This window comes from Rhizobacter sp. LjRoot28, assembly GCF_964253025.1.
In the GTDB taxonomy this organism is placed as follows: domain Bacteria; phylum Pseudomonadota; class Gammaproteobacteria; order Burkholderiales; family Burkholderiaceae_C; genus Rhizobacter.
Genome location: NZ_CAXUQC020000001.1, coordinates 2,421,056 through 2,441,863 on the forward strand (window position 1 = coordinate 2,421,056; position 20,808 = coordinate 2,441,863).

Below are 20,808 nucleotides of genomic sequence, written 5' to 3' on the forward strand. Positions count from 1 at the left end.
TGAGGATGGAAGTCGTTCGTCGCATTCCGCGGGCGTTCGGGCGGAAGGTCGTGCCTCCCCGCCCCTGGCCGCGTTCAACGGGTCACAGGTCTTCGGATCCCAGCAGCATTTCGGAAATGCCCTTGCCTGCCTGCACCATCGGCCAGACGTTCTCGGTCGGGTCGGTGCGGACGTCGAGGAAGACGGTGCGGTCCTTCAGGCGGATGGCTTCCTTCAGTGCGGGCTCGACGTCGGACGGCTTCTCGATCTTCAGGCCCACGTGGCCATAGGCCTCGGCGAGTTTCACGAAGTCGGGCAGCGCCTCCATGTAGCTGTGCGAGTAGCGCTTGCCGTAGTCGAGCTCCTGCCACTGCCGCACCATGCCCAGGTAGCGGTTGTTCAGCGAGATCACCTTCACCGGCGTCTTGTACTGGAAGCAGGTGGACAGCTCCTGGATGCACATCTGGATCGAGCCTTCGCCGGTGATGCAGAAGACGTCTGCATCCGGCTTGGCGAGCTTGATGCCCATCGCGTACGGCAGGCCCACGCCCATCGTGCCGAGGCCCCCGGAATTGATCCAGCGGCGCGGCTCGTCGAACCGGTAGTACTGTGCCGCCCACATCTGGTGCTGGCCGACGTCGGAGGTGATGTAGGTGTCACCGTCCTTCGTGAGGCGCCAGAGCGTCTCGATCACGCTCTGGGGCTTGATGACCTCGGTGCTCGGCTTGTAGACCAGGCACTCGCGGCGACGCCACTCGGTGATCTGGTTCCACCAGGCATTGAGCGCGTTCGCATCCGGCTTGGCCTGCGCTTCCTTGACCTGGGCGATCAGCTCCTGCAGCACGTCCTTCACGTCGCCCACGATGGGGATGTCGACCTTCACCCGCTTCGAAATGGACGAGGGGTCGATGTCGATGTGGACGATCTTGCGCTCGACCGAGGCGAAGTGCTTCGGGTTGCCGATCACGCGGTCGTCGAAGCGCGCTCCCACGGCCAGCAGGACGTCGCAGTTCTGCATCGTCATGTTGGCCTCGTAGGTGCCGTGCATGCCGAGCATGCCCAGGAACTTCGGGTCGGAGGACGGGTAGGCGCCCAGACCCATCAGGGTATTGGTGACCGGATAGCCGAGCAGGTTCACCAGTTCGCGCAGTTCGGCCGACGCATTGCCCAGGATGACGCCGCCACCCGTGTAGATGTACGGACGCTTGGCCTGCAGCAGCAGCTGCACGGCCTTGCGGATCTGACCGCCGTGGCCCTTGCGCACCGGGTTGTACGAGCGCATCTCGACCGACGCCGGGTAGCTGAACGGCGTGGTGTGCAGCGACACATCCTTCGGGATGTCGACCACGACCGGGCCCGGGCGACCGGTGCGCGCGATGTGGAACGCCTTCTTGAGCGTCGAGGCCAGGTCGCGCACATCCTTCACCAGGAAGTTGTGCTTGACGATCGGACGGGTGATGCCGACGGTATCGCACTCCTGGAAGGCGTCCAGGCCGATGGCGGCCGTGGGCACCTGCCCGGTGATGATCACCATCGGGATGGAATCCATGTAGGCGGTCGCGATGCCGGTGATGGCATTCGTGACACCCGGGCCGGACGTGACGAGCGCGACGCCCACCTCGCCGGTTGCGCGGGCGTAGCCGTCGGCGGCGTGGACGGCGGCCTGCTCGTGGCGCACCAGCACGTGCTGGATGGCGTCCTGCTTGTACAGCGCGTCGTAGATGTAGAGGACGGCACCGCCGGGATAGCCCCAGAGGAACTTGACCCCTTCGGCCTGGAGGCAGCGGACCAGGATCTCGGACCCGTTCGGGTCGGTGGAGGCGGGAGAAGCGGCCGCGGGGGCGCGCTTGATTTCAGTGGCAGACATGTTCATTCAGAACCTTTGTGAATTTCTCTGACGAAAAACCATCGGTGCACCTCTCCTCGCCTTCGTGGGGCGGGTGTGGTACCTGCTAAATCCAAAACAGGGTGCCCGGGTCGGGCCGCTCATTCGAGATCAAATGGGTGTTGTGCAAGGAGGGGATTATGGCATCTGTTTGTCACACAGGCGTGCACCAACTGCGGCCCTCGAACGGTGCAATGCGATAATCCGCCCCGTTTTGACCATGCCTGACCCCGGGCACCTCGCCTTGGCATCCGACAAAGAACTGTCCGATTTCCTGAAAAGTGTGGAGCGCCGCGCGTTCAAGCGCGTGGCCTACGCCGTGCGGGATGACGATGCAGCCCTCGACATCGTCCAGGACTCCATGATCCGGCTGGCGGAGAAGTACGTCGACCGCCCGGCGGCCGAACTGCCCCTGGTATTCCACCGGATCCTGTCGAATGCGACGATGGATTGGTTCCGCCGCCAGAAGGTGCGCGGCGCACTGTTCCGGAACTTTTCGGAGTTCGATTCCTCCAGCGACGACGCCGATTTCGATCTGCTGGAGACACTTGCCGGCCAGGGCGAGACTTCTGCCACGGAAAGCGCCGCCGACACCGTCTCGCGGGACCAGATCCTGCTGGTGATCGATGCCGAGGTGTCACGATTGCCGACGCGTCAACGCGAAGCGTTTCTGCTTCGTTACTGGGAGGAGCTCGACGTCGCCGAAACGGCGGCGGTGATGGGTTGTTCGGAGGGCAGCGTGAAGACGCACTGCTCGAGAGCCGTCCATTCGCTGGCAGCGACGTTGAAGACCAAGGGGATCACGCTATGAACACCGCCAACCGCCCGAACCTCGCACCACCTCACCAGGAAGCGATCGAGGCGCGCTTCGCATTGCGCGCCGCCGCTCACCTCACCGCGCAGACCGACGCCCTGCCCCAGGACATCTCCGAGCGGCTGCGCGTCGCCCGCGAACAGGCACTCGAGCGCGCACGCGCCGTGCGCCGCGAAACCGCCCCCGAGACGGCCTCCAGCACCGGTCCGGTCCTCACGTGGCCTGGCGCGGGCACCGGTGGGGACAGCGGCTCCGGTTGGTGGGTGAAGCTCGGGGCGATCGTCCCCTTGCTCGTGCTCCTGGCCGGGCTGATGCTCATCCAGGACTGGCACGGCAACAACCAGGTGGCCGCGGCCGCCGAACTCGACACCTCATTGCTGGCCGACGACCTGCCGCCCTCCGCCTACAGCGACCCGGGTTTCGTCGAATTCCTCAAGACCGCCCAGGACTGACTTGACGCACCGGAACAGAATCGTGCCTGCCCGTCGCTCCATCGCTGCCTGGTGTGTCGCGTGCGCCCTCGGGGCCACGGCGGGTGTGCCGGCGCTCGCCCAGACCGCGCCGTCGCGCACCGCCGCCGTGGCGTCCGCCGAAGGCAAGCCCTGGTCGGCCCTCACGCCAGCGCAGCAACAGGCGCTTCGCCCGCTGCAGCGGGAGTGGAACAGCATTGATGCCCTGCGCAAGAGCAAGTGGATCGAGGTGGCCGATCGGATGCCCCGGATGGCGCCGGCCGAGCGGGAGCGCATCCAGGAGCGCATGACTGACTGGGCACAGCTGACCCCGCGTCAACGGGCCCAGGCGCGGTTGAACTACAACGAGTTGCAGCGGCTGCCGGTGGAAGACCGCCGCGCCCGCTGGGAAGCCTACAAGTCGCTCCCGCCAGACCAGCAGCGCCAGCTGGCCGAACGCGCCTCGCCGGCGAAGGCCGCCGCCGCCGCCCGGCGTGAGCGACGCGACGCCTCCTCCGAGAAATCGACGCTCGTTCCCAACACGGCCTATGCGGCCCGACCGACCGCGGTGGCACCGACGGTCGCCCAGGCCCGCCCCGGGGCCACGACCAACCTCGTGACCAAGCGGCCGTCGCCGCCGCCGCACCAGCAACCCGGCTTGCCCAAGATCCCCACGAGCTCCACCTTCGTGGACAGCAAGACACTGCTCCCCAAGCGGGGCGCGCAAGGTGCCGCCGCTCGCTCGGCCCGCGCCGCTTCCGGTCCCCTCGACGTTCCCCGCCCATGACCATTCCATCCGCTGCAGCGGCGCCCGGCGTGTCGCTGCAGGCGCCGAGCCTGCGTCGTCGCTTCGCTTCCCTGGTGTACGAGGTGCTGGTCTGCTTCGGCGTCGCGCTCGTGCCGGGCGCCATCGGCGCGCTGCTGCTCGGCATCACGGGCGAACCCCAGGAAGCGGCCTCACGCGTCATCGCGTTCCTCATTTTCGGCGCGTACTTCACCTGGTTCTGGACCCGCAGGGGCCAGACGCTGCCCATGCAGACGTGGCACATGCGGCTGGTCGCGGCCGACGGGGGCCCGGTGCGCTTCGGGCGCGCCGCCGCGCGTTACGTGGCGGCCTGCGCCTGGGTGGCGCCTGCGGTGGCGCTGTCCTGGGCCAACGGGTGGACGCGCTGGCAGGCCCTGGCGGCGGTCGGTGTCGGCATGGTCGCCTACGCCGCGCTCGCCCGGCTCCATCCGCAGGGGCAGTTCCTCCACGACGCGCTGTGCGGCACGCGGTTGATCGACGCCAAGCCCGCGCCCCGACCGTCAACGCGCTGACGCATGCGGGCGGCACAATCGCCGCCCATGACGAATCCATACAAGGGGCGCATCGGCCTCGACCGGGTCTACCGCGCTCTCGGCTATTCGCTCGACGGGTTGAGCTCGGCCTATCGCGGCGAAAGCGCCTTCCGCCAGGAAACCTGGGCCGCCGTCGTCATGCTGCCGGCGGCCTTCTGGCTTGGACGCACCTGGATCGAGGTGGCCCTTCTCGTGGGCTCGGTGCTGCTGGTGATGATCGTGGAGCTGCTCAACTCGGGCATCGAGGCCGCCATCGACCGCATCTCCTTCGCCCACCACGAGCTCTCCAAGCGGGCCAAGGACCAGGCCAGCGCCGCAGTCTTCCTGTCGGTGCTGCTGTGTCTCGGCGTCTGGTCGGCGACGCTGTACCATCGCTTTCTCGCCTGATGCACGCCGTTCCCCGATGAAAAGTCTTTGCGTCTACTGCGGTTCGAGCCCGGGCACTGAACCGGCCTATGCGGCCGCCGCCCGGCAGGTGGGCACCCTGATCGGCCAGCGGGGCTGGCAACTCGTCTACGGCGGCGGTCGCGCCGGGCTGATGGGCATCGTCGCGGACGCGGCGCTGGCCGCGGGGGCGCCGGTCATCGGCGTGATCCCGCGCAGCCTGATGGTCCGCGAACTGGGCCATGCCGGTCTCACCGAACTTCACGTCGTGGACACCATGCACCAGCGCAAGACGCTGATGGCCGAACGCGCGGATGCGTTCGTCGCGCTGCCGGGCGGTATCGGCACGTTCGAGGAGCTGTTCGAGGTGTGGACCTGGCGTCAGCTGGGCTACCACGACAAACCGGTCGGGCTGCTCAATGTGGCGGGCTACTACGACCCGCTGCTGGGCTTTCTCGATCGCTCACGCGATCAGGGTTTCATCCGGGACGCGCAGCACGAACTGCTCCGGGTGTCGACCGACGCCGGCGACCTGCTGGAGAGGCTCGCCAACGAGGCGGCCCACTCCCCTGCCCCGGACGACTATCGCCTCATCTGACGCGGCTACTGGCATGCCCGCGGACTCCCGCCGGTGACGCAGCAACCGTGAAAGAGCCCGCACGAAGCGGGCCCTGCGGTTCGAACCGACAGTTCACGGCGCCGACGCAGCCTCCGACGCCGACGTGACGACTTGGAGGCACTCCGGCCTGCGTGCCTGCGGCGTCAGACGGCGGCTTCGTCGGTCTCGCCCGTGCGAATGCGAACCACCTGCTCCACGGCCGTCACGAAGATCTTGCCGTCACCGATCTTGCCCGTCTTGGCCGCCTTGACGATGGCCTCGATGCAGCGGTCGACGTCCGTGTCCTTCACCACCACTTCGACCTTCACCTTGGGCAGGAAGTCGACGACGTACTCGGCGCCGCGGTACAGCTCGGTGTGGCCCTTCTGGCGGCCGAAACCCTTCACCTCGGTGACGGTCAGCCCGGTGACGCCGACCTCGGCCAGCCCTTCACGAACTTCCTCGAGCTTGAACGGCTTGACGATCGCGGTGATTTGTTTCATCGGGGTCTCCAGGGAAAAGGTGATATGAGTCGAGTTTACGCGCGGAAGCCGGATGTGATCGGGTACCGCCAATCTCGTCCGAAGGCGCGGTGGGTGATTCGAATGCCGACCGGCGCCTGCCGGCGCTTGTACTCGTTGATCTTGATGAGGCGCGTGACCCGTTCGACATCGGCACGGTCGAACCCGGCGGCCACGATGTCCTCGATGGACTGGTCCTCTTCCATGTAGTGTTGAAGGATGGCGTCCAGCACGTCGTAGGGCGGCAGACTGTCCTGGTCCTTCTGGTCCGGGCGCAGCTCAGCTGAAGGCGGCCGGATGATGATGCGCTCGGGGATCACCTCGGCACCCTGTGCGTTGCGCCAGCGCGCAAGCCGGTACACCAGCGTCTTGGCGACGTCCTTGATGACGGCGAACCCACCTGCCATGTCGCCGTACAGGGTGCAGTAACCGGTGGCCATCTCGCTCTTGTTGCCCGTGGTCAGCACGATACTGCCGAACTTGTTGGACAGGGCCATCAGCAGCGTGCCCCGGATGCGGGCCTGAATGTTCTCCTCCGTGGCGTCCTCGGCTCGGCCGGCGAACTCCGTGGCCAGGCTCTTCTTGAAGGCCTCGAACTCGGGGACGATGGAGATCTCGTCGTAGCGCACGCCGAGCCGGCCGGCCATGTCGCGTGCGTCGATCCACGAGATGTCCGCCGTGTAGGGCGAAGGCATCATCACGGTGCGCACCTTGTCCGCGCCGATGGCATCCACCGCCACCGCGAGCACGAGCGCGGAATCGATGCCGCCGCTCAAGCCGATCAGCGCGCCCGGGAAACCGTTCTTGCCGATGTAGTCGCGTACCCCAGTGACGAGGGCGCCCCAGGCCTGCGCTTCGACCGCCGGCACCGGCGCGATGTCGCCGCGCACCCCGTCGCGGGACACCTCCAGCAGCGTGATCGACTCCTCGAACATCGGCGCACGGGCCGTCACCTCGCCCGTGGCACCCACGGCGAACGAGCCGCCATCGAAGACGACTTCGTCCTGGCCGCCTGTGAGGTGGGCGTAGAGCACGGGCACGCCGATCTCGCGGGCGCAATGGCTCATGCGGGATTCACGCTCATCCACCTTGCCGAGGTGGAACGGGGACGCGTTGAGGACGCACAGCACATCGGCCCCCAGCGCGCGCGCAGCGCGGGGCGGCTCGTTGAACCAGGCGTCCTCGCAGATGTTCAGGCCGAACCTGATCCCCTGCACGTCGATGACGACCGGGGCCAAGCCGGCATCGCGCCCGGACACGAAGTACCGACGTTCGTCGAAGACCTGGTAGTTCGGCAGCTCGCGCTTGGCGTACGTGGCGATGACCCGCCCTTCGCGCAGCACCGAGGCGGCGTTCAGGCGGTGTGGCACCGATTGGGATCGCGTGCGCAACCCGACTGCCGCCTCCAGTGCGTGCGGGTGCCCGACGACCACCGACAATCCGGGCAAATCGGCCAGCGCCGCAGCGCAGTCAAGCAGAGCCTGCGAACATGCCTCCATGAACGCCGGGCGCAGGAGCAGGTCTTCGGGCGGATAGCCGCACAGGCCCAGTTCCGGGGTGAGCACGAGCCGCGCGCCCTGCGCGTATGCACGGCGGGAGAAATCGATGATCTTTCGCGTGTTGCCTGCCAGGTCGCCGACCGTGGCGTTGATCTGGGCAAGCGCGACTTTGACGCTGGATTGAGGAAGCATATGGATCGCAGGGACGGCTCGAACGATTATGTCATCCGGGTGCTGGACAACCCGACCGAGGTCGATGCCGCGGCGTGGGATGCACTCCATGACGCCCAGCCGTCGGCGACGCCGTTCACCCGCCATGCCTACCTCGACGCGCTGACGGCGTCGGGCAGCGCGACCGAGGAGACCGGCTGGCAACCCAGCTTCCTGACGGTGCATCAGGGCGGAGAACTGGTGGGTGCGTGCCCGCTGTACCTGAAGTCGCACTCATACGGCGAATACGTGTTCGACTGGGCCTGGGCCGACGCCTACCATCGCCACGGGCTGGCGTACTACCCGAAGCTGCTGTCGGCGGTGCCCTTCACGCCGGTCCCGGGCCCCCGATTGATGGCGCGAGACGCCCCTGCGCGCCTGGCGCTGCTGCAAGGCATTCGGCAGTTCGCCACGCAGGCCGGTCTGTCATCGGCGCACCTCCTGTTCCTCGACGCCGCAGATCAGGCCGCGGCACAGGAAGCGGGCTGGCTGATGCGCAGGACGGTGCAGTTCCACTGGATGCAGCGCGAACCCACGCCCTACGCCGACTTCGCCGACTTCCTGGCCGACATGACGCGCGACAAGCGCAAGAAGATCCAGCAGGAGCGCAGGCGCGTTCAGGAGGCGGGTATCACGTTCACCGTGCACGAGGGCGAGGCCATCTCGGGCGAGGACTGGGACTTCTTCTACCGCTGCTATACCCAGACCTATCGCGAACACCGTTCGACCCCGTACCTCACCCGCGACTTCTTCGCCCGCATGCAGGGCAACATGGCAAGGAACTGGCTGCTCTTCATTGCCTGGCGGGATGGCAGCCGCGTGGCCGCCTCCCTGATCGCCATCGATCCGGAGCGCGGCCATGCCTTCGGCCGGTACTGGGGCGCGATGGATGCCATCTCGCACCTGCACTTCGAGGCGTGCTACTACCAACCGCTCGAATGGTGCATCGCCCGCGGCTTCCGGCGCTTCGAAGGCGGCGCCCAGGGCGAGCACAAGATGGCGCGCGGCCTGCTGCCAGTCGCCACCTGGTCAGCCCACTGGCTCGCCCACCCGCAGTTCGCCGAAGCCGTCGCGCAGCACCTCGCCCGAGAGGGCGAAGGCGTGGCCGACTACCTCGACGAGCTCAACAGCCGTCGACCGTTCAAGGCTTGAAGTCGCCGGCGTACACCACCACCAGGTCGGACGGCTTGACGTAGCGACGCAGCGCCGCATTCACCTGCTCCACCGTCAGCTTGGACAGGGCTTCATCCACCCGGGCCGACACCTCGAACGTCCGGCCGAGGTACAGGTTGTTGGCCAGTGCCGAGGCCAGCACGCCGTCCTGCGCCCGCGACAGCCGGCGGAACGACAGCAACCCCCGCTGACCGGCAGCAAGCTCGGCGGCCGTGAAGCCTTCCTTGAGCGCACGCGCCAGTTCCTCCTGGAAGGCCGCCTCCACCTTGGCGCGGTTCTGCGGCGCGAAGATGGCGCTTGCCTGCCACTCGGAGTGCGGTTCCACGGAGTTCCACCCGATGCTCGTGCGAACGTCGTACGACAGGCCCTCTTTCTCGCGAATGCGCTTCCACAACCGCGAATTGCCGCCGGCGCCCAGCAGGTAGTTGGCCATCGTCAGGGCCGGGTAGTCGGCATCGGTGTCCGACAGGGGCACCGGCATCCCGGCGAGCAAGGTGGCGTTCTGCTTGTCCGGCGTCGCCAGCATGAACCGCTCGGCCTTCGCCGGCACGATGGGGTTGGGCACACGCGTGTAGGGTTCGCCGCCTTGCCAGTCGCCCAAGGCTTTCTCCAACGCTGCGCGCAACGCCGGCACGTCGATGTCGCCGGCCGCGCCGAACTCGGCCCGCTGCAGCCCGTAGAAGCGGCGATGGAAGGCCTTCACCTGCTCGATGGTGACCGACTCGATGTCCTGCACCATCTCGTCGAAGCTCCGGGCATGGCGAACATCGCCGCGCGGATACGGATTGCCGTGCCGGGCGAGCTGGTTGGCCGCCACGGCGCCCGGCTCGAGGCGCTGCTGCGCGATGGCCGAGAGCGACTGCTGCTTGAGTTCGGCGAGCGCGTCCTCCGGCAACGCCGGGCGGCGCACCATCTCCCCGACCAGCGCGACGGCGTCAGCCAGGTGCTCACGCCGGGTCTGCAAGGTCACCGACACGCTGCCATCGCTGCCGCCCACCGACAGCTCCGTCTTGAGGGCATCGAGCCGGTCCTGGACCTGCTGGCGTGTCAAGGTGGCCGTGCCCTTGTCGAGAAGCTCTGCCACGAAGGCGGGGACGTCGTTCTGGCCGAACAGGGTCTTCTCGTTGCCGAAGTGCAGGCTCAAGGTGGCCCGCACCGCACCGCCACGTGCGCCCTTGGGCAAGACCGCGACCTTGAGGTTGCCGATGTCGAAGCGCTGCGTGCGGCGGTCGATGTTGGCGGGCGATGCATCGAAGGCCTCCACGGCCGAGGCCGCGGCCTGCGGCTTGAACGCCTTGAGCTCGGCGGCCACGTCGACGCGCGCCGGCGTGGGCGCACGCACCGGCTTGTCGGTCGGTACGTAGGTGCCCAGGGTCCGGTTGCTGCGCACGAGGCGCTGTTCGGCCACCCGTTGCACCTCGGCGCGGTCCATGTCGCGCACCCGGTCGCGGGTGAGGAAGAAGAGCCGCCAGTCGCCCTGGGCCACCGACTCGCTGAGCGCGACCCCGACGGTCTCCGGGTTGGTGAAGGCCTGTTCCCAGTCCTTGAGCCACTTGACCTGTGCGCGCTTGAATTCCTCATCCGTCACGGGTTCCGCCGCCACGGATTCCACGGTCGCAAGCAAGGCCACCCGAGCGCGGTCGAGGTCCTGGCCCGGCGCCAGCTGCGCGCCAAAGAGCGTGAAGCCCGGCTCGGCGAGACCTTCGGCGAAGGCGAAGGTGGCGGCCGCCAGTTGCTGTTCGGTCAAGCGCCGGTGCAAGCGGCCGGACGGGGTGTCACCCATGATCAGGTTGATCAGCTCCACCGCCGGATAGTCGGCGCTGGCGCCGGGCGGCACATGGTAGGCGGCGTTCAACAGCGGCACGCCGCCCACGCGATGCAGCGTGACGCTGCGCTCGCCGTCCTGTACCGGGTCGAGGGTGTACTGCACGGGCAGCTTGCGCGCCGGCTTCGGGATGCGGCCGAAGTCACTGGCGATCCATCGCAGCACCTGCTGCGGCTCGAAGCGCCCGGCAACGATGAGCGTCGCATTGTCCGGCTGGTAGTAGCGCTGGTAGAAGGCCTTGAGCCGCGGAATGTCGACGTTCTCCACGTCGGTGCGCGCGCCGATCGTGTTCTTTCCGTAGTTGTGCCACTGGAACATCGTGGCCAGCGTCTTCTCGAAGAGGATGCGCTGCGGGCTGTTCTCGCCCATCTCCATTTCGTTTCGCACGACCGTCATCTCGGTGTCGAGATCACGGCGGGCAATGAAGCTGTTGACCATGGCGTCGGCCTGCCAGCCGAGGTACCAGCGAAGGTTCTCCTCGTTGCTGGCGAAGCTCGCGAAGTAGTTGGTGCGGTCGAACCACGTGCTGCCGTTGGCGGCGAGGCCACGTCGGGTGAATTCGGCCCAGACCTCCGGGTGCTTGGGGGAGCCCTTGAACAACAGGTGCTCGAGCAGATGGGCCATGCCCGTCTCGCCATAGTTCTCGTGGCGGGAGCCCACGCGGTACGTCATGTTGACCGTGGTGGTGGGTTTGGACGCGTCCGGGATGAGCAGCACCTGCAGCCCGTTCTTCAGCCGGTATTCCGTGATCCCCTCGACCGCCTGCACCCGCGTGACGCCGGCAGGAAGTGCCTCGGCCAAAGCGGGCGTGGCGTGGATGAACAAGGCGACCGACAGGCCGAAGGTGAGGCGGAAGATTCGATGCAGCATGGGCAAGGGGGCTCCGACGGCGAAACGAGCAGTGTAGAGCGGTGGGCGCGCACCACGGTTCCGTCTTCATGCCCGAATCGGCGGGGCTATCCTTGACGTCCCGCCCGGCATGCCGAACACCTGAAGCCTTCGAGTCCGCGATGCCACGATCGACGTGCTGCATCGGCCGCGTGAAGCCCATGGCTGATGGCGACGCCCCGCGGGCACGCAGGCGTGCGAAGGCACAAAAAAAGCCGCAGCGAACTGCGGCTTTCGGGGGCATCGCCTTGCTCGGCTGCCAGCGGCAGGCCGAGCAGGTGCGACATCGCTCAGGCCTTCTGCGACTTGGCGTACGCCTCGATGCCGTTGCGAACTTCTTCCTTGGCCGACTCCGGGCCTTCCCAACCCGTGACCTTCACCCACTTGCCGGGCTCGAGGTCCTTGTAGTGCTCGAAGAAGTGCTGGATGGTCTTCAAGCGCAGCGGGTTCATGTCTTCCGGCTTCTGCCAGTGCGTGTAGATCGGCAGGATCTTGTCGATGGGCACGGCCAGCAGCTTGGCGTCGCCGCCGGCTTCGTCTTCCATCTTGAGAATGCCCACCGGACGGCAGGGCACCACGACGCCCGGCACCAGCGGGAACGGCGTGATCACGAGCACGTCCACCGGATCGCCGTCGTCCGAGAGCGTCTGCGGGATGTAGCCGTAGTTGCACGGGTAGTGCATGGCGGTGCTCATGAAACGGTCCACGAACAGGGCCCCGCTTTCCTTGTCCACCTCGTACTTGACGGGATCGGCGTTCATCGGGATCTCGATGATCACGTTGAACTGGTCGGGCGCCTTCGCCCCGGGGGTCACTTTGTGCAGGCTCATGGGTTCTCGGTTCTCTGGTTGAAGCGCGGGGAAACCCGGATTTTATCCGGCAGACGCCCCGACGCCTGACGTTGGCCTTACCGCTGGAAAACACCATGAGGACTTCGACGGCGGCTTCCCGTAGCATGCCCCGCAGCACGCCCCTTGCCGCCCGGCCAAGGGGCGTTCCGGATTTGTCGGTTCCGTTCCAGTAGTCATCCCTCAGACGAAGAAGAAGGAGTCCCCGATGTCCAACCCCCTTGCGCCTAACCTGCTGGCGTACCTGGCCCTGGCCTGCGGCGTGATCGCCGTGCTCTACGGGTTCTTCCAGCGAAGCTGGATCCTCAAGCAAGATCCCGGCAACGCGCGCATGCAGGAGATCGCCGCGGCGATCCAGCAAGGGGCTGCCGCCTACCTGGCGCGGCAGTACAAGACCATCGCCATCGTCGGCGTCGTGCTGGCGGTGCTCATCGGCATCTTCATCGGTCTCACCTCCGCGGCCGGCTTCGTGGTCGGGGCGGTGCTGTCGGGCGCCTGCGGCTTCATCGGCATGAACGTGTCGGTACGCGCCAACGTGCGCACCGCGCAGGCTGCGACCCAGGGCATCGCCCCGGCACTCAACGTCGCCTTCAAGGGCGGCGCCATCACCGGCATGCTGGTGGTCGGCCTCGGGCTCCTGGGCGTCACCCTCTTCTTCCTCTACCTGACCCGCGGGGCCGAGGTGCCGGCCGAGCAGTTGTCCACCACCCTGAAGCCCCTGCTGGGCCTGGCCTTCGGCGCCTCGCTCATCTCCATCTTCGCCCGACTGGGGGGCGGCATCTTCACCAAGGGCGCCGACGTCGGCGCGGACCTGGTCGGCAAGGTGGAGGCCGGCATTCCCGAGGACGATCCACGCAACCCGGCCGTGATCGCCGACAACGTGGGCGACAACGTCGGCGACTGCGCCGGCATGGCGGCCGACCTGTTCGAGACCTACGCCGTCACCCTCATCGCGACCATGGCGCTCGGTGCACTGGTGGTGCCTGAGGCCGCGCTGGCCGCCGTGGTGTATCCGCTGGCGCTGGGCGGGTTCTCGATCATCGCCTCCATCATCGGCTGCAGCGTCGTGAAGGCGAGCCCCGGCATGAAGAACGTGATGCCGGCCCTCTACAAGGGCCTGACCGTCGCCGGTGTCATCTCGCTCATCGGCTTCTGGTTCATCACCGCCGCCGTGGTTCCGAACGATGCCTTGGGTGCATCCACCCAGATGCGGCTCTTCGGTGCCTGTGCGGTGGGCCTCGTGCTGACCGCCGCCATGGTCTGGATCACCGAGTTCTACACCGGCACGAACTACAAGCCCGTGCAGCACATCGCGCAGGCCTCGACCACCGGCCATGGCACCAACATCATCGCCGGGTTGGGCGTTTCCATGCGATCCACCGCCTGGCCGGTGATCTTCGTGTGCATCGCCATCCTGGTGTCGTACCAACTGGCCGGCCTCTACGGCATCGCGGTGGCCGCCACCGCCATGCTCAGCATGGCCGGCATCGTCGTCGCGCTCGATGCCTACGGCCCGATCACCGACAACGCCGGGGGCATTGCCGAGATGGCCGAGTTGCCCAAGTCCGTGCGTGACGTCACCGATCCGCTGGACGCCGTGGGCAACACCACCAAGGCGGTGACCAAGGGCTATGCCATCGGCTCGGCCGGTCTCGCCGCCCTGGTGCTCTTCGCCGACTACACCCACGCCCTCACCGCCCAGGGACTCAACGTCCGCTTCGACTTGTCCGAGCCCATGGTCATCGTCGGCCTCTTCATCGGCGGGCTGATTCCCTACCTCTTCGGCGCGATGGCCATGGAAGCCGTGGGCCGCGCGGCGGGCGCGGTGGTCGAGGAAGTCCGGCGCCAGTTCCGTGACATCAAGGGCATCATGGATGGCACGGGCAAGCCCGAGTACGGCCGGGCCGTCGACATGCTGACGGGTGCGGCCATCAAGGAGATGATCGTGCCGAGCCTGCTGCCGGTGGTGGTGCCCATCCTGGTCGGCCTGCTGCTCGGCCCCGCCGCGCTCGGCGGCCTGCTCATGGGAACGATCGTCACCGGCCTCTTCGTCGCCATCTCGATGTGCACGGGCGGCGGCGCCTGGGACAACGCAAAGAAGTACATCGAGGACGGCCACCACGGGGGCAAGGGCTCGGACGCCCACAAGGCGGCCGTCACCGGCGACACGGTCGGCGACCCCTACAAGGACACGGCCGGTCCGGCGGTCAACCCGCTCATCAAGATCATCAACATCGTGGCCCTGCTCATCGTCCCGCTGCTGCCCGGTGCGATGACGGACAGGACCGACGCGGCGTCGGCCCCCGCGGCCATCGTCGCAGCGGCGCCGACCACGGCGCGCTGAGCGCCCACGCCCACGCGCCAACGGAGGCCTGGGCCTCCGTTCCGCTTTGCGCGCCGGCCTTTCACCGGCCGCTGCGGAGCGCTGCGCGGCGCATGCTGCACAAACCGCATAAGCACAGCACGATTCCGTTGTTCCGTCCGCCATTCGACGCCGGGATACTGCGCCCAGCAGTGTGGACGGCACAGCCTTCCGCGCTCCTTGCCTCAACACCGAAAGGATGAACCATGGCCAGCCTCAGACTCGGCGACACCGCGCCCGACTTCACCCAGCAATCCAGCACCGGGGAAATCCGTTTCCACGACTGGCTGGGCGACAGCTGGGGCGTGCTGTTCTCGCACCCTGCCGACTTCACGCCCGTGTGCACGACCGAACTCGGCCTCACGGCCAAGCTGAAGGACGAGTTCGCGCGCCGCAACGTGAAGGCCATCGCGCTGTCGGTCGACCCCGTGGACTCCCACGCCAAGTGGATCGAGGACATCAACCGCACGCAGAAGACCGTCGTCGGCTTTCCCATCCTGGCGGACGCCGACCGCAAGGTCTCCGAGCTCTACGACCTGATCCACCCGAACGCCAGTACCACGGCGACGGTGCGTTCGCTCTTCGTGATCGATCCGCAGAAAAAGGTCCGCCTGATCATCACCTACCCGGCCAGCACCGGGCGCAACTTCGATGAGATCCTGCGGGTCATCGACTCGCTGCAGCTTACCGACTCGCACAGCGTGGCCACCCCCGGCAACTGGAAGGATGGCGACGACGTGGTGATCGTCCCCTCGATCCAGGACCCGGACCTCATCAAGCAGAAGTTCCCCAAGGGCTACACCGCCGTCACTCCGTACCTGCGCCTGACGCCCCAGCCGAACAAATGAGCTGCCTGCCCGCCGCAGCGCAAGCCGACCGCGGCCTGCGGGTGCGCGGCGGGCCTTTCCTTGCCGTCCCATGAATTTCCAACAACTTCGCTCCGTCCGCGAGGCCGTCCGTTGCGGCTTCAATCTCACCGAGGTGGCCCGCGTGCTGCACACCTCCCAGCCGGGCGTGAGTCGGCAGATCCGGGAACTCGAAGAGGAACTCGGCGTGGACCTCTTCGTTCGCGCGGGCAAGCGCCTCACTTCGTTGACCGAGGTGGGCGCCGTCATCGTTCCCATCGTGGAGAACATGCTGAACGACGCGGAGAACCTGCGGCGCGCCGGCGAGGAGTTCACCCAGCAGGCGAACGGGCGGCTGTCGATCGCGGCCACCCATTCGCAGGCCCGCTATGCGCTGCCCGGCGCCGTACGGGACTTCCGCCAGCGCTATCCGCAGGTGACGCTGAACCTTCATCAAGGCTCGCCCAAGCAGGTGGCCGAGATGCTGCTCTCGGGCGAGGCAGACATCGGCATCGCCACCGAGGCGCTGGCCCGCTACGACAACCTGGTCGCCCTGCCCTGCTACCGCTGGACGCACAGCGTGATCGTGCCGCCTGGCCACCCGCTGCTCGACTCTGAACCCTTGACGCTGGAGCGCCTGGCGCAGTACCCGCTCATCACCTACGGGGCCGGCTACACGGGCCGGCTGCACATCGACGAGGCCTTCGAGAAGGCGGGGGTGCCCATCGACCTGGTGCTCACCGCCATGGACGCGGACGTCATCAAGACCTATGTGGAACTCGGCCTCGGCGTGGGCATCGTCGCCTCCATCGCCTTCGACGAGGAACGTGATCGCACCTTGCGTGCGATCGACGCGGGCCACCTGTTCGCGATCAACCTCACCAAGCTCGCGGTGCGTCGCGGCAGCTTCCTGCGCAGCTATGTCTACGACTTCGTCGAAACTTTCGCACCCACCCTGACCCGCGATGTGGTGCAGCGCGCGATGGCGTCAGGCCCCGGAGAAATCGCCGAAGCCTGAGGCGTACGGGCCGGAGCAGAGCCGGGCCGTGCGCGGGCGGCCCCGAGCCGCGTGCGAGACGCGCCCGCTCATCACGAGGGGCGGCGCCGGCGCACCCGCGGTGCCTGGTGCACTGCACCGCTTGCCGGATTCAGATCAGCGCCGCAGGATCACTCGCCTCGCCGCCCAGCGCATTGCTGCCGGCCGTGAATCGGGTCACTCGACGGGGCAGCAGGTGGACCTTGCTGCCAGGCGCCAGTTGGAGGCGATCTCGCACCGCGTTGTACTCGCTGCGTGCCATCTCCACGTCCACATAGCTGCCGTCATCGAGCCGCTTGAACTCGATGCGAGTCTGGGGCCCGACCGTCAGGGCCTGCGACAAGGTGACCGGCAGGGCACCGTCTCGCGGCTCGGCGAGGATCTCCAGTTCGTGCGGCCGCACATAGCTGACCTCCGCCGCTTCCGTGGCGCCGCCCGGTGCATGACCGAACCGGCCATGGAACAGGTTCACATCCCCCAGGAATTGCAGTACGAACGGGGTGGCCGGGCGGTCGTAGACCTCGTCGGGCGTACCGTCCTGCTCGATGCGGCCCTTGTTCATCACCACCACCCGGTCGGCCACTTCCATGGCTTCGTCCTGGTCATGGGTCACGAAGACGCTGGTCACATGCACCTCGTCATGCAAGCGGCGCAGCCATCGGCGCAGTTCCTTGCGCACCTTCGCATCGAGGGCACCAAAGGGCTCGTCGAGCAGCAGCACCTTCGGCTCCACCGCGAGGGCGCGCGCCAGCGCGATCCGCTGTCGCTGGCCGCCCGAAAGCTGGTGCGGATAGCGGTCGGCGATCCAGTCGAGCTGCACGAGCTTGAGCAGTTCCATGACCTTCTCGCGGATCTTCGCCTCGGAGGGCCGCGTGGCACGAGGCCGGACTCGCAGGCCGAACGCCACGTTCTCGAAGATGCTCATGTGCGCGAAGAGCGCGTAGTGCTGGAACACGAAACCGACGTTGCGGTCGCGCACGTCGTCATGGGTGGCATCGGCGCCATGGAACAGCACGCTGCCGGAGTCCGGACGCTCGAGGCCGGCAATGATGCGCAGCAGCGAGGTCTTGCCAGACCCGGACGGGCCGAGCAGCGCGACGAGCTCGCCTGACGGAATGTCGAGGTTCAGGTTGTCGCAGACGACCGTCGCCCCGAAGCGCTTGTTCAGGTTGCGGATCTGGATGCTCATTGGGGGACTCCTGGGCGCTCGCTGGCGAGACGCACTTCCTGTTTGACGCGGCGCTCGACCACGAACTTCAGCACCAGCGTCACCAGCGCGAGGCCGGCGAGCAGCGACGCCACCGCAAATGCGGCCGCGAACTGGTACTCGTTGTAGAGAATCTCGATGTGCAGCGGCATGGTGTTCGTCTGGCCCCGGATGTGACCCGACACGACCGACACCGCACCGAACTCGCCCATGGCGCGGGCGTTACAGAGGATCACCCCGTACAGCAAGGCCCACTTGACGTTGGGCAGCGTGACCCGGCGGAACATCTGCCAGCCCGAGGCGCCCAGCACGCGGGCGGCCTCCTCCTGCTCCTGGCCCTGGGCCTGCATCAGCGGGATGAGCTCCCGGGCGACGAAGGGAAAGGTCACGAACACGGTCGCCAGCACGATGCCGGGCACGGCGAAGACGACCTTCAGGTCATGCTCGCGCAGCCACTCGCCCATCCAGCCCTGAAGGCCGAACACGAGCATGTAGATGAGGCCCACGATCACCGGTGACACCGAGAACGGCAGGTCGATCAAGGTGAGCAGCACGTTCTTGCCCCGGAAATCGAACTTGGCCACGGCCCAGGCCGCGGCGACCCCGAACACCAGGTTCAAGGGAACGGAGATGGCGGCGGCGATGAGCGTGAGCTTGATGGCCGACAGCGCATCAGGCTCCACGATGGCGGCGAGGTACACCTCGACGCCCTTCTTGAAGGCCTCGACGAACACGGCCACCAGCGGCACGAAAAGGAACAGCGTCAGGAACACCAGGGCCGTGGCGATGAGCAGCCACCGCACCCAGTGGGGTTCCTGGGTGGCGGCGAGCGCGGAGCCGCGGGCCTGACCGGCCTCGGCGCTCGACAGCGGCGTTGAAGTCGTTGAAGCATTCATCGGGTCAGCCTCCCTGGCGCTTGCGCGCCCACGCCTGGATGAGGTTGATGGCCAGCAGCATCAGGAACGACACCACCAGCAGCACCACCGCGATGGCCGTGGCGCCGGTGTAGTCGTATTGCTCCAGCTTGGTGATGATGAGCAGCGGCGTGATCTCGGAGACCATCGGCATGTTGCCGGCGATGAAGATCACCGACCCGTACTCGCCCAGCGCGCGCGCGAAGGCCAGCGCGAAGCCCGTGAGCAGCGCGGGCAGCATGATCGGCAGCAGCACGCGGGTGAATGTCTGCCAGCGCGTGGCGCCGAGGGTGGCTGCGGCCTCCTCCAGTTCAGACTGCAGGTCTTCCAGCACGGGTTGGAGCGTGCGCACCACGAACGGCAGGCCGATGAAGGTGAGCGCGACGAACACGCCCAGCGGCGTGTACGACACCTTGATGCCCACCAGCGCGAGGTACTGGCCGATCCAGCCGTTGGCGGCATAGAGCGCGGTGAGCGCGATGCCGGCCACGGCCGTGGGCAGGGCGAACGGCAGGTCGACGAGCGCGTCGATCACCCGCTTGCCGAAGAAGTCGTAGCGCACCAGCACCCACGCGACGATGAGGCCGAAGAAGGCGTTCATCAAGGCGGCCGCGAACGACGCGCCGAAGGTGAGCCGGTACGACGCCACCACGCGAGGAGACGCCACCGCCTCCCAGAACGCCGGCCATGTCATGGTGAACGTCTTGAGGAAGGCGGCCGACAGCGGGATCAGCACGATGAAGCACAGGTACAGCAGGGTGAAGCCGAGCGCCAGGTCGAAACCGGGCAGCACGCTGTGCCGCTTCAGGAGCGTGCGGGAAAGGAGCATGGGGGAGGCTTGAAAAACGGAAAGGGTCCCGCCGACGCCGTCGGCGGGCCGCGGCGATCAGCGCTTCTTGGCGACCGCGATCACCTGGTCGTAGGTGCCGCCGTCATCGAAGTGGTCCTTCTGTGCCTTCTTCCAGCCACCGAACAACTCGTCCACCGTGAAGAGATTGATCTTCGGAAAGGCCTTGGCGTACTTGGCCAGCACTTTCTCCGAGCGCGGCCGCAGGTTGTGCTGGGCGATGATCTCCTGGCCTTCGTCGGACCAGAGGTACTTCAGGTAGGCCTCGGCCTGCTTGCGGGTGCCCTTGCGATCGACCACCTTGTCCACCACGGCCACCGGGTTCTCCGCCAGGATGCTGGTGCTGGGATAGACGACATCGAAGTCGGCACCGAACTCGCGCTGGATCAGCGGCACTTCGCTCTCGAAAGTGGCGAGGGCATCACCGATGTTGCGCTGGGCGAAGGTGGTGGTGGCCGCCCGGCCGCCGCCGTCGAACACGGGCACGTTGGCAAAGATGCGGGTGACGACGTCACGCGCCTTGGCGGCGTCGCCGCCGCTCTTGAGAATGGAGCCCCAGGCCGCGAGGTAGGTGTAGCGGCCGTTGCCCGTCACCTTGGGGTTGGGGATGACCACCGAGACCCCCGGCTTGCCCAGGTCCGCCCATTCCTTGATGCCCTTCGGATTGCCCTTGCGGACGAGGATGACCGAGGTGGACGTGCTGGGAGCGCTGTTGTTCGGCAGGCGGCGAGCCCAGTCGGCCGCCACCAGATTGGCGCGGTCGTGGAGAAAGTCGATGTCGTTGGCCTGGTTCATGGTCACGACGTCCGCCTCGAGGCCGTCGGCCACGCTGCGCACCTGCTTGCTTGAACCGCCGTGCGACTGGTTGATCGACAGGTCCTCGCCGGTGGTCTTCTTCCAGTGGGCGATGAAGACAGGGTTGTAGTTCTTGTAGAGCTCGCGCGCCACGTCGTAGCTGACGTTCAGCAGCGTCGGGCCGGCGGCGAAGGCCGGGGCGGCGCCCAGGAGAAAGGCGGCCGCGGCGGCGGCGAGGCTGGCGCGGCGGGTGGCGAAGCGGGCGGAGGTCATGTCATCAGGCCTGTGGGAAAAGCAACACCGAATGCTAAGGGAGGCCACCAACCCGCGTAAACAACGCGATTTCTCCTTGCTTAGGCGAAAAACGAATATGGATGCCCCGGACCACCGG

Annotated in this window: 19 protein-coding genes; 10 read left to right on the forward strand and 9 right to left on the reverse strand. The window is 67.2% G+C overall.

All coding sequences use genetic code 11. From position 1 onward, the window contains the following. Positions 1–82: 82 nt before the first annotated feature. Complete coding sequence (locus ACSQ2F_RS11175; protein ID WP_436022724.1) at positions 83–1,852, reverse strand: acetolactate synthase 3 catalytic subunit; 1,770 nt, start codon at positions 1,850–1,852, stop codon at positions 83–85. A 256-nt stretch (positions 1,853–2,108) separates the two neighbouring features. Here ACSQ2F_RS11175 and ACSQ2F_RS11180 point away from each other — a divergent pair, with 256 nt between their 5' ends. From ACSQ2F_RS11180 to ACSQ2F_RS11205, 6 genes are read left to right on the forward strand one after another with little or no spacing between them, the layout of a single operon-like run. Beyond that, positions 2,109–2,675, forward strand: coding sequence for an RNA polymerase sigma factor (locus ACSQ2F_RS11180; protein WP_436026801.1), 567 nt, complete (start codon positions 2,109–2,111; stop codon positions 2,673–2,675). After that, positions 2,672–3,130: a DUF3619 family protein gene (locus tag ACSQ2F_RS11185; RefSeq protein ID WP_436022726.1), complete on the forward strand. Its 459-nt coding sequence runs from the start codon at positions 2,672–2,674 to the stop codon at positions 3,128–3,130. Before ACSQ2F_RS11180 ends, ACSQ2F_RS11185 begins: the two co-directional genes overlap by 4 nt. A 22-nt stretch (positions 3,131–3,152) precedes the next feature. After that, positions 3,153–3,914: a DUF3106 domain-containing protein gene (locus tag ACSQ2F_RS11190; RefSeq protein WP_436022728.1), complete on the forward strand. Its 762-nt coding sequence runs from the start codon at positions 3,153–3,155 to the stop codon at positions 3,912–3,914. Further along, positions 3,911–4,444 (forward strand): RDD family protein, encoded by a 534-nt coding sequence (locus tag ACSQ2F_RS11195; protein WP_436022730.1) that lies wholly within the window; start codon positions 3,911–3,913, stop codon positions 4,442–4,444. The genes ACSQ2F_RS11190 and ACSQ2F_RS11195 overlap by 4 nt, the downstream gene beginning before the upstream one ends. A 27-nt stretch (positions 4,445–4,471) precedes the next feature. Further along, a complete protein-coding gene (locus ACSQ2F_RS11200; RefSeq protein WP_436022732.1) occupies positions 4,472–4,852 on the forward strand; it encodes a diacylglycerol kinase in 381 nt (126 codons plus the stop codon). 16 nt (positions 4,853–4,868) lie between these two features. After that, complete coding sequence (locus ACSQ2F_RS11205) at positions 4,869–5,447, forward strand: TIGR00730 family Rossman fold protein (protein WP_436022734.1); 579 nt, start codon at positions 4,869–4,871, stop codon at positions 5,445–5,447. Positions 5,448–5,611: 164 nt separating this feature from the next. On the opposite strand, the gene ACSQ2F_RS11210 is transcribed toward ACSQ2F_RS11205, so the two are convergent. After that, the gene (locus ACSQ2F_RS11210) at positions 5,612–5,950 is read right to left on the reverse strand and encodes a P-II family nitrogen regulator (RefSeq protein ID WP_436022736.1); all 339 of its coding nucleotides are present in this window, start codon (positions 5,948–5,950) and stop codon (positions 5,612–5,614) included. A 35-nt stretch (positions 5,951–5,985) separates the two neighbouring features. Continuing rightward, complete coding sequence (locus tag ACSQ2F_RS11215; protein ID WP_436022738.1) at positions 5,986–7,659, reverse strand: NAD+ synthase; 1,674 nt, start codon at positions 7,657–7,659, stop codon at positions 5,986–5,988. On the opposite strand from ACSQ2F_RS11215, the gene ACSQ2F_RS11220 reads away from it, so the two are divergent. Then, positions 7,660–8,829, forward strand: a complete 1,170-nt coding sequence (locus ACSQ2F_RS11220) for a GNAT family N-acetyltransferase (RefSeq protein ID WP_436022740.1) — start codon at positions 7,660–7,662, stop codon at positions 8,827–8,829. Here the strand turns inward: ACSQ2F_RS11220 and ACSQ2F_RS11225 are convergent. After that, positions 8,819–11,545 (reverse strand): M16 family metallopeptidase, encoded by a 2,727-nt coding sequence (locus tag ACSQ2F_RS11225; protein WP_436022742.1) that lies wholly within the window; start codon positions 11,543–11,545, stop codon positions 8,819–8,821. The two genes, ACSQ2F_RS11220 and ACSQ2F_RS11225, sit on opposite strands and share 11 nt — an antisense overlap. A gap of 308 nt (positions 11,546–11,853) precedes the next feature. After that, positions 11,854–12,393, reverse strand: a complete 540-nt coding sequence (gene ppa / locus ACSQ2F_RS11230; protein WP_436022744.1) for an inorganic diphosphatase — start codon at positions 12,391–12,393, stop codon at positions 11,854–11,856. A gap of 226 nt (positions 12,394–12,619) precedes the next feature. Between ppa and ACSQ2F_RS11235 the strand changes: the two genes are divergently transcribed. The 3 genes from ACSQ2F_RS11235 to ACSQ2F_RS11245 all read left to right on the forward strand — a co-directional run bounded on the left by ACSQ2F_RS11235 (position 12,620) and on the right by ACSQ2F_RS11245 (position 16,636). Further along, the gene (locus tag ACSQ2F_RS11235) at positions 12,620–14,755 is read left to right on the forward strand and encodes a sodium-translocating pyrophosphatase (RefSeq protein WP_436022745.1); all 2,136 of its coding nucleotides are present in this window, start codon (positions 12,620–12,622) and stop codon (positions 14,753–14,755) included. Between the two features lie 224 nt (positions 14,756–14,979). Further along, a complete protein-coding gene (locus ACSQ2F_RS11240; protein WP_436022747.1) occupies positions 14,980–15,621 on the forward strand; it encodes a peroxiredoxin in 642 nt (213 codons plus the stop codon). A gap of 70 nt (positions 15,622–15,691) precedes the next feature. After that, positions 15,692–16,636, forward strand: a complete 945-nt coding sequence (locus tag ACSQ2F_RS11245; protein ID WP_436022749.1) for a CysB family HTH-type transcriptional regulator — start codon at positions 15,692–15,694, stop codon at positions 16,634–16,636. 130 nt (positions 16,637–16,766) lie between these two features. Here ACSQ2F_RS11245 and ACSQ2F_RS11250 read toward each other — a convergent pair whose 3' ends face one another. From ACSQ2F_RS11250 to ACSQ2F_RS11265, 4 genes are read right to left on the reverse strand one after another with little or no spacing between them, the layout of a single operon-like run. Next, the gene (locus ACSQ2F_RS11250; RefSeq protein WP_436022751.1) at positions 16,767–17,843 is read right to left on the reverse strand and encodes a sulfate/molybdate ABC transporter ATP-binding protein; all 1,077 of its coding nucleotides are present in this window, start codon (positions 17,841–17,843) and stop codon (positions 16,767–16,769) included. Next, positions 17,840–18,757, reverse strand: coding sequence for a sulfate ABC transporter permease subunit CysW (gene cysW, locus ACSQ2F_RS11255; RefSeq protein WP_436022753.1), 918 nt, complete (start codon positions 18,755–18,757; stop codon positions 17,840–17,842). Before cysW ends, ACSQ2F_RS11250 begins: the two co-directional genes overlap by 4 nt. Positions 18,758–18,761: 4 nt before the next feature. Continuing rightward, a complete protein-coding gene (gene cysT / locus ACSQ2F_RS11260; protein ID WP_436022755.1) occupies positions 18,762–19,604 on the reverse strand; it encodes a sulfate ABC transporter permease subunit CysT in 843 nt (280 codons plus the stop codon). A 57-nt stretch (positions 19,605–19,661) separates the two neighbouring features. Further along, positions 19,662–20,690 (reverse strand): sulfate ABC transporter substrate-binding protein, encoded by a 1,029-nt coding sequence (locus ACSQ2F_RS11265; protein ID WP_436022757.1) that lies wholly within the window; start codon positions 20,688–20,690, stop codon positions 19,662–19,664. Positions 20,691–20,808 lie beyond the last annotated feature (118 nt).

Excerpts from the sequence above, each read along its gene's own strand:
- ACSQ2F_RS11175 (WP_436022724.1), bottom strand. The coding sequence starts at position 1,852 with ATGAACATGTCTGCCACTGAAATCAAGCGCGCCCCCGCGGCCGCTTCT.
- ACSQ2F_RS11185 (WP_436022726.1), top strand. The coding sequence starts at position 2,672 with ATGAACACCGCCAACCGCCCGAACCTCGCACCACCTCACCAGGAAGCG.
- ACSQ2F_RS11195 (WP_436022730.1), top strand. The coding sequence starts at position 3,911 with ATGACCATTCCATCCGCTGCAGCGGCGCCCGGCGTGTCGCTGCAGGCG.
- ACSQ2F_RS11200 (WP_436022732.1), top strand. The coding sequence starts at position 4,472 with ATGACGAATCCATACAAGGGGCGCATCGGCCTCGACCGGGTCTACCGC.
- ACSQ2F_RS11205 (WP_436022734.1), top strand. The coding sequence starts at position 4,869 with ATGAAAAGTCTTTGCGTCTACTGCGGTTCGAGCCCGGGCACTGAACCG.
- ACSQ2F_RS11210 (WP_436022736.1), bottom strand. The coding sequence starts at position 5,950 with ATGAAACAAATCACCGCGATCGTCAAGCCGTTCAAGCTCGAGGAAGTT.
- ACSQ2F_RS11215 (WP_436022738.1), bottom strand. The coding sequence starts at position 7,659 with ATGCTTCCTCAATCCAGCGTCAAAGTCGCGCTTGCCCAGATCAACGCC.
- ACSQ2F_RS11220 (WP_436022740.1), top strand. The coding sequence starts at position 7,660 with ATGGATCGCAGGGACGGCTCGAACGATTATGTCATCCGGGTGCTGGAC.
- ACSQ2F_RS11225 (WP_436022742.1), bottom strand. The coding sequence starts at position 11,545 with ATGCTGCATCGAATCTTCCGCCTCACCTTCGGCCTGTCGGTCGCCTTG.
- ppa (WP_436022744.1), bottom strand. The coding sequence starts at position 12,393 with ATGAGCCTGCACAAAGTGACCCCCGGGGCGAAGGCGCCCGACCAGTTC.
- ACSQ2F_RS11235 (WP_436022745.1), top strand. The coding sequence starts at position 12,620 with ATGTCCAACCCCCTTGCGCCTAACCTGCTGGCGTACCTGGCCCTGGCC.
- ACSQ2F_RS11240 (WP_436022747.1), top strand. The coding sequence starts at position 14,980 with ATGGCCAGCCTCAGACTCGGCGACACCGCGCCCGACTTCACCCAGCAA.
- ACSQ2F_RS11245 (WP_436022749.1), top strand. The coding sequence starts at position 15,692 with ATGAATTTCCAACAACTTCGCTCCGTCCGCGAGGCCGTCCGTTGCGGC.
- ACSQ2F_RS11250 (WP_436022751.1), bottom strand. The coding sequence starts at position 17,843 with ATGAGCATCCAGATCCGCAACCTGAACAAGCGCTTCGGGGCGACGGTC.
- cysW (WP_436022753.1), bottom strand. The coding sequence starts at position 18,757 with ATGAATGCTTCAACGACTTCAACGCCGCTGTCGAGCGCCGAGGCCGGT.
- cysT (WP_436022755.1), bottom strand. The coding sequence starts at position 19,604 with ATGCTCCTTTCCCGCACGCTCCTGAAGCGGCACAGCGTGCTGCCCGGT.
- ACSQ2F_RS11265 (WP_436022757.1), bottom strand. The coding sequence starts at position 20,690 with ATGACCTCCGCCCGCTTCGCCACCCGCCGCGCCAGCCTCGCCGCCGCC.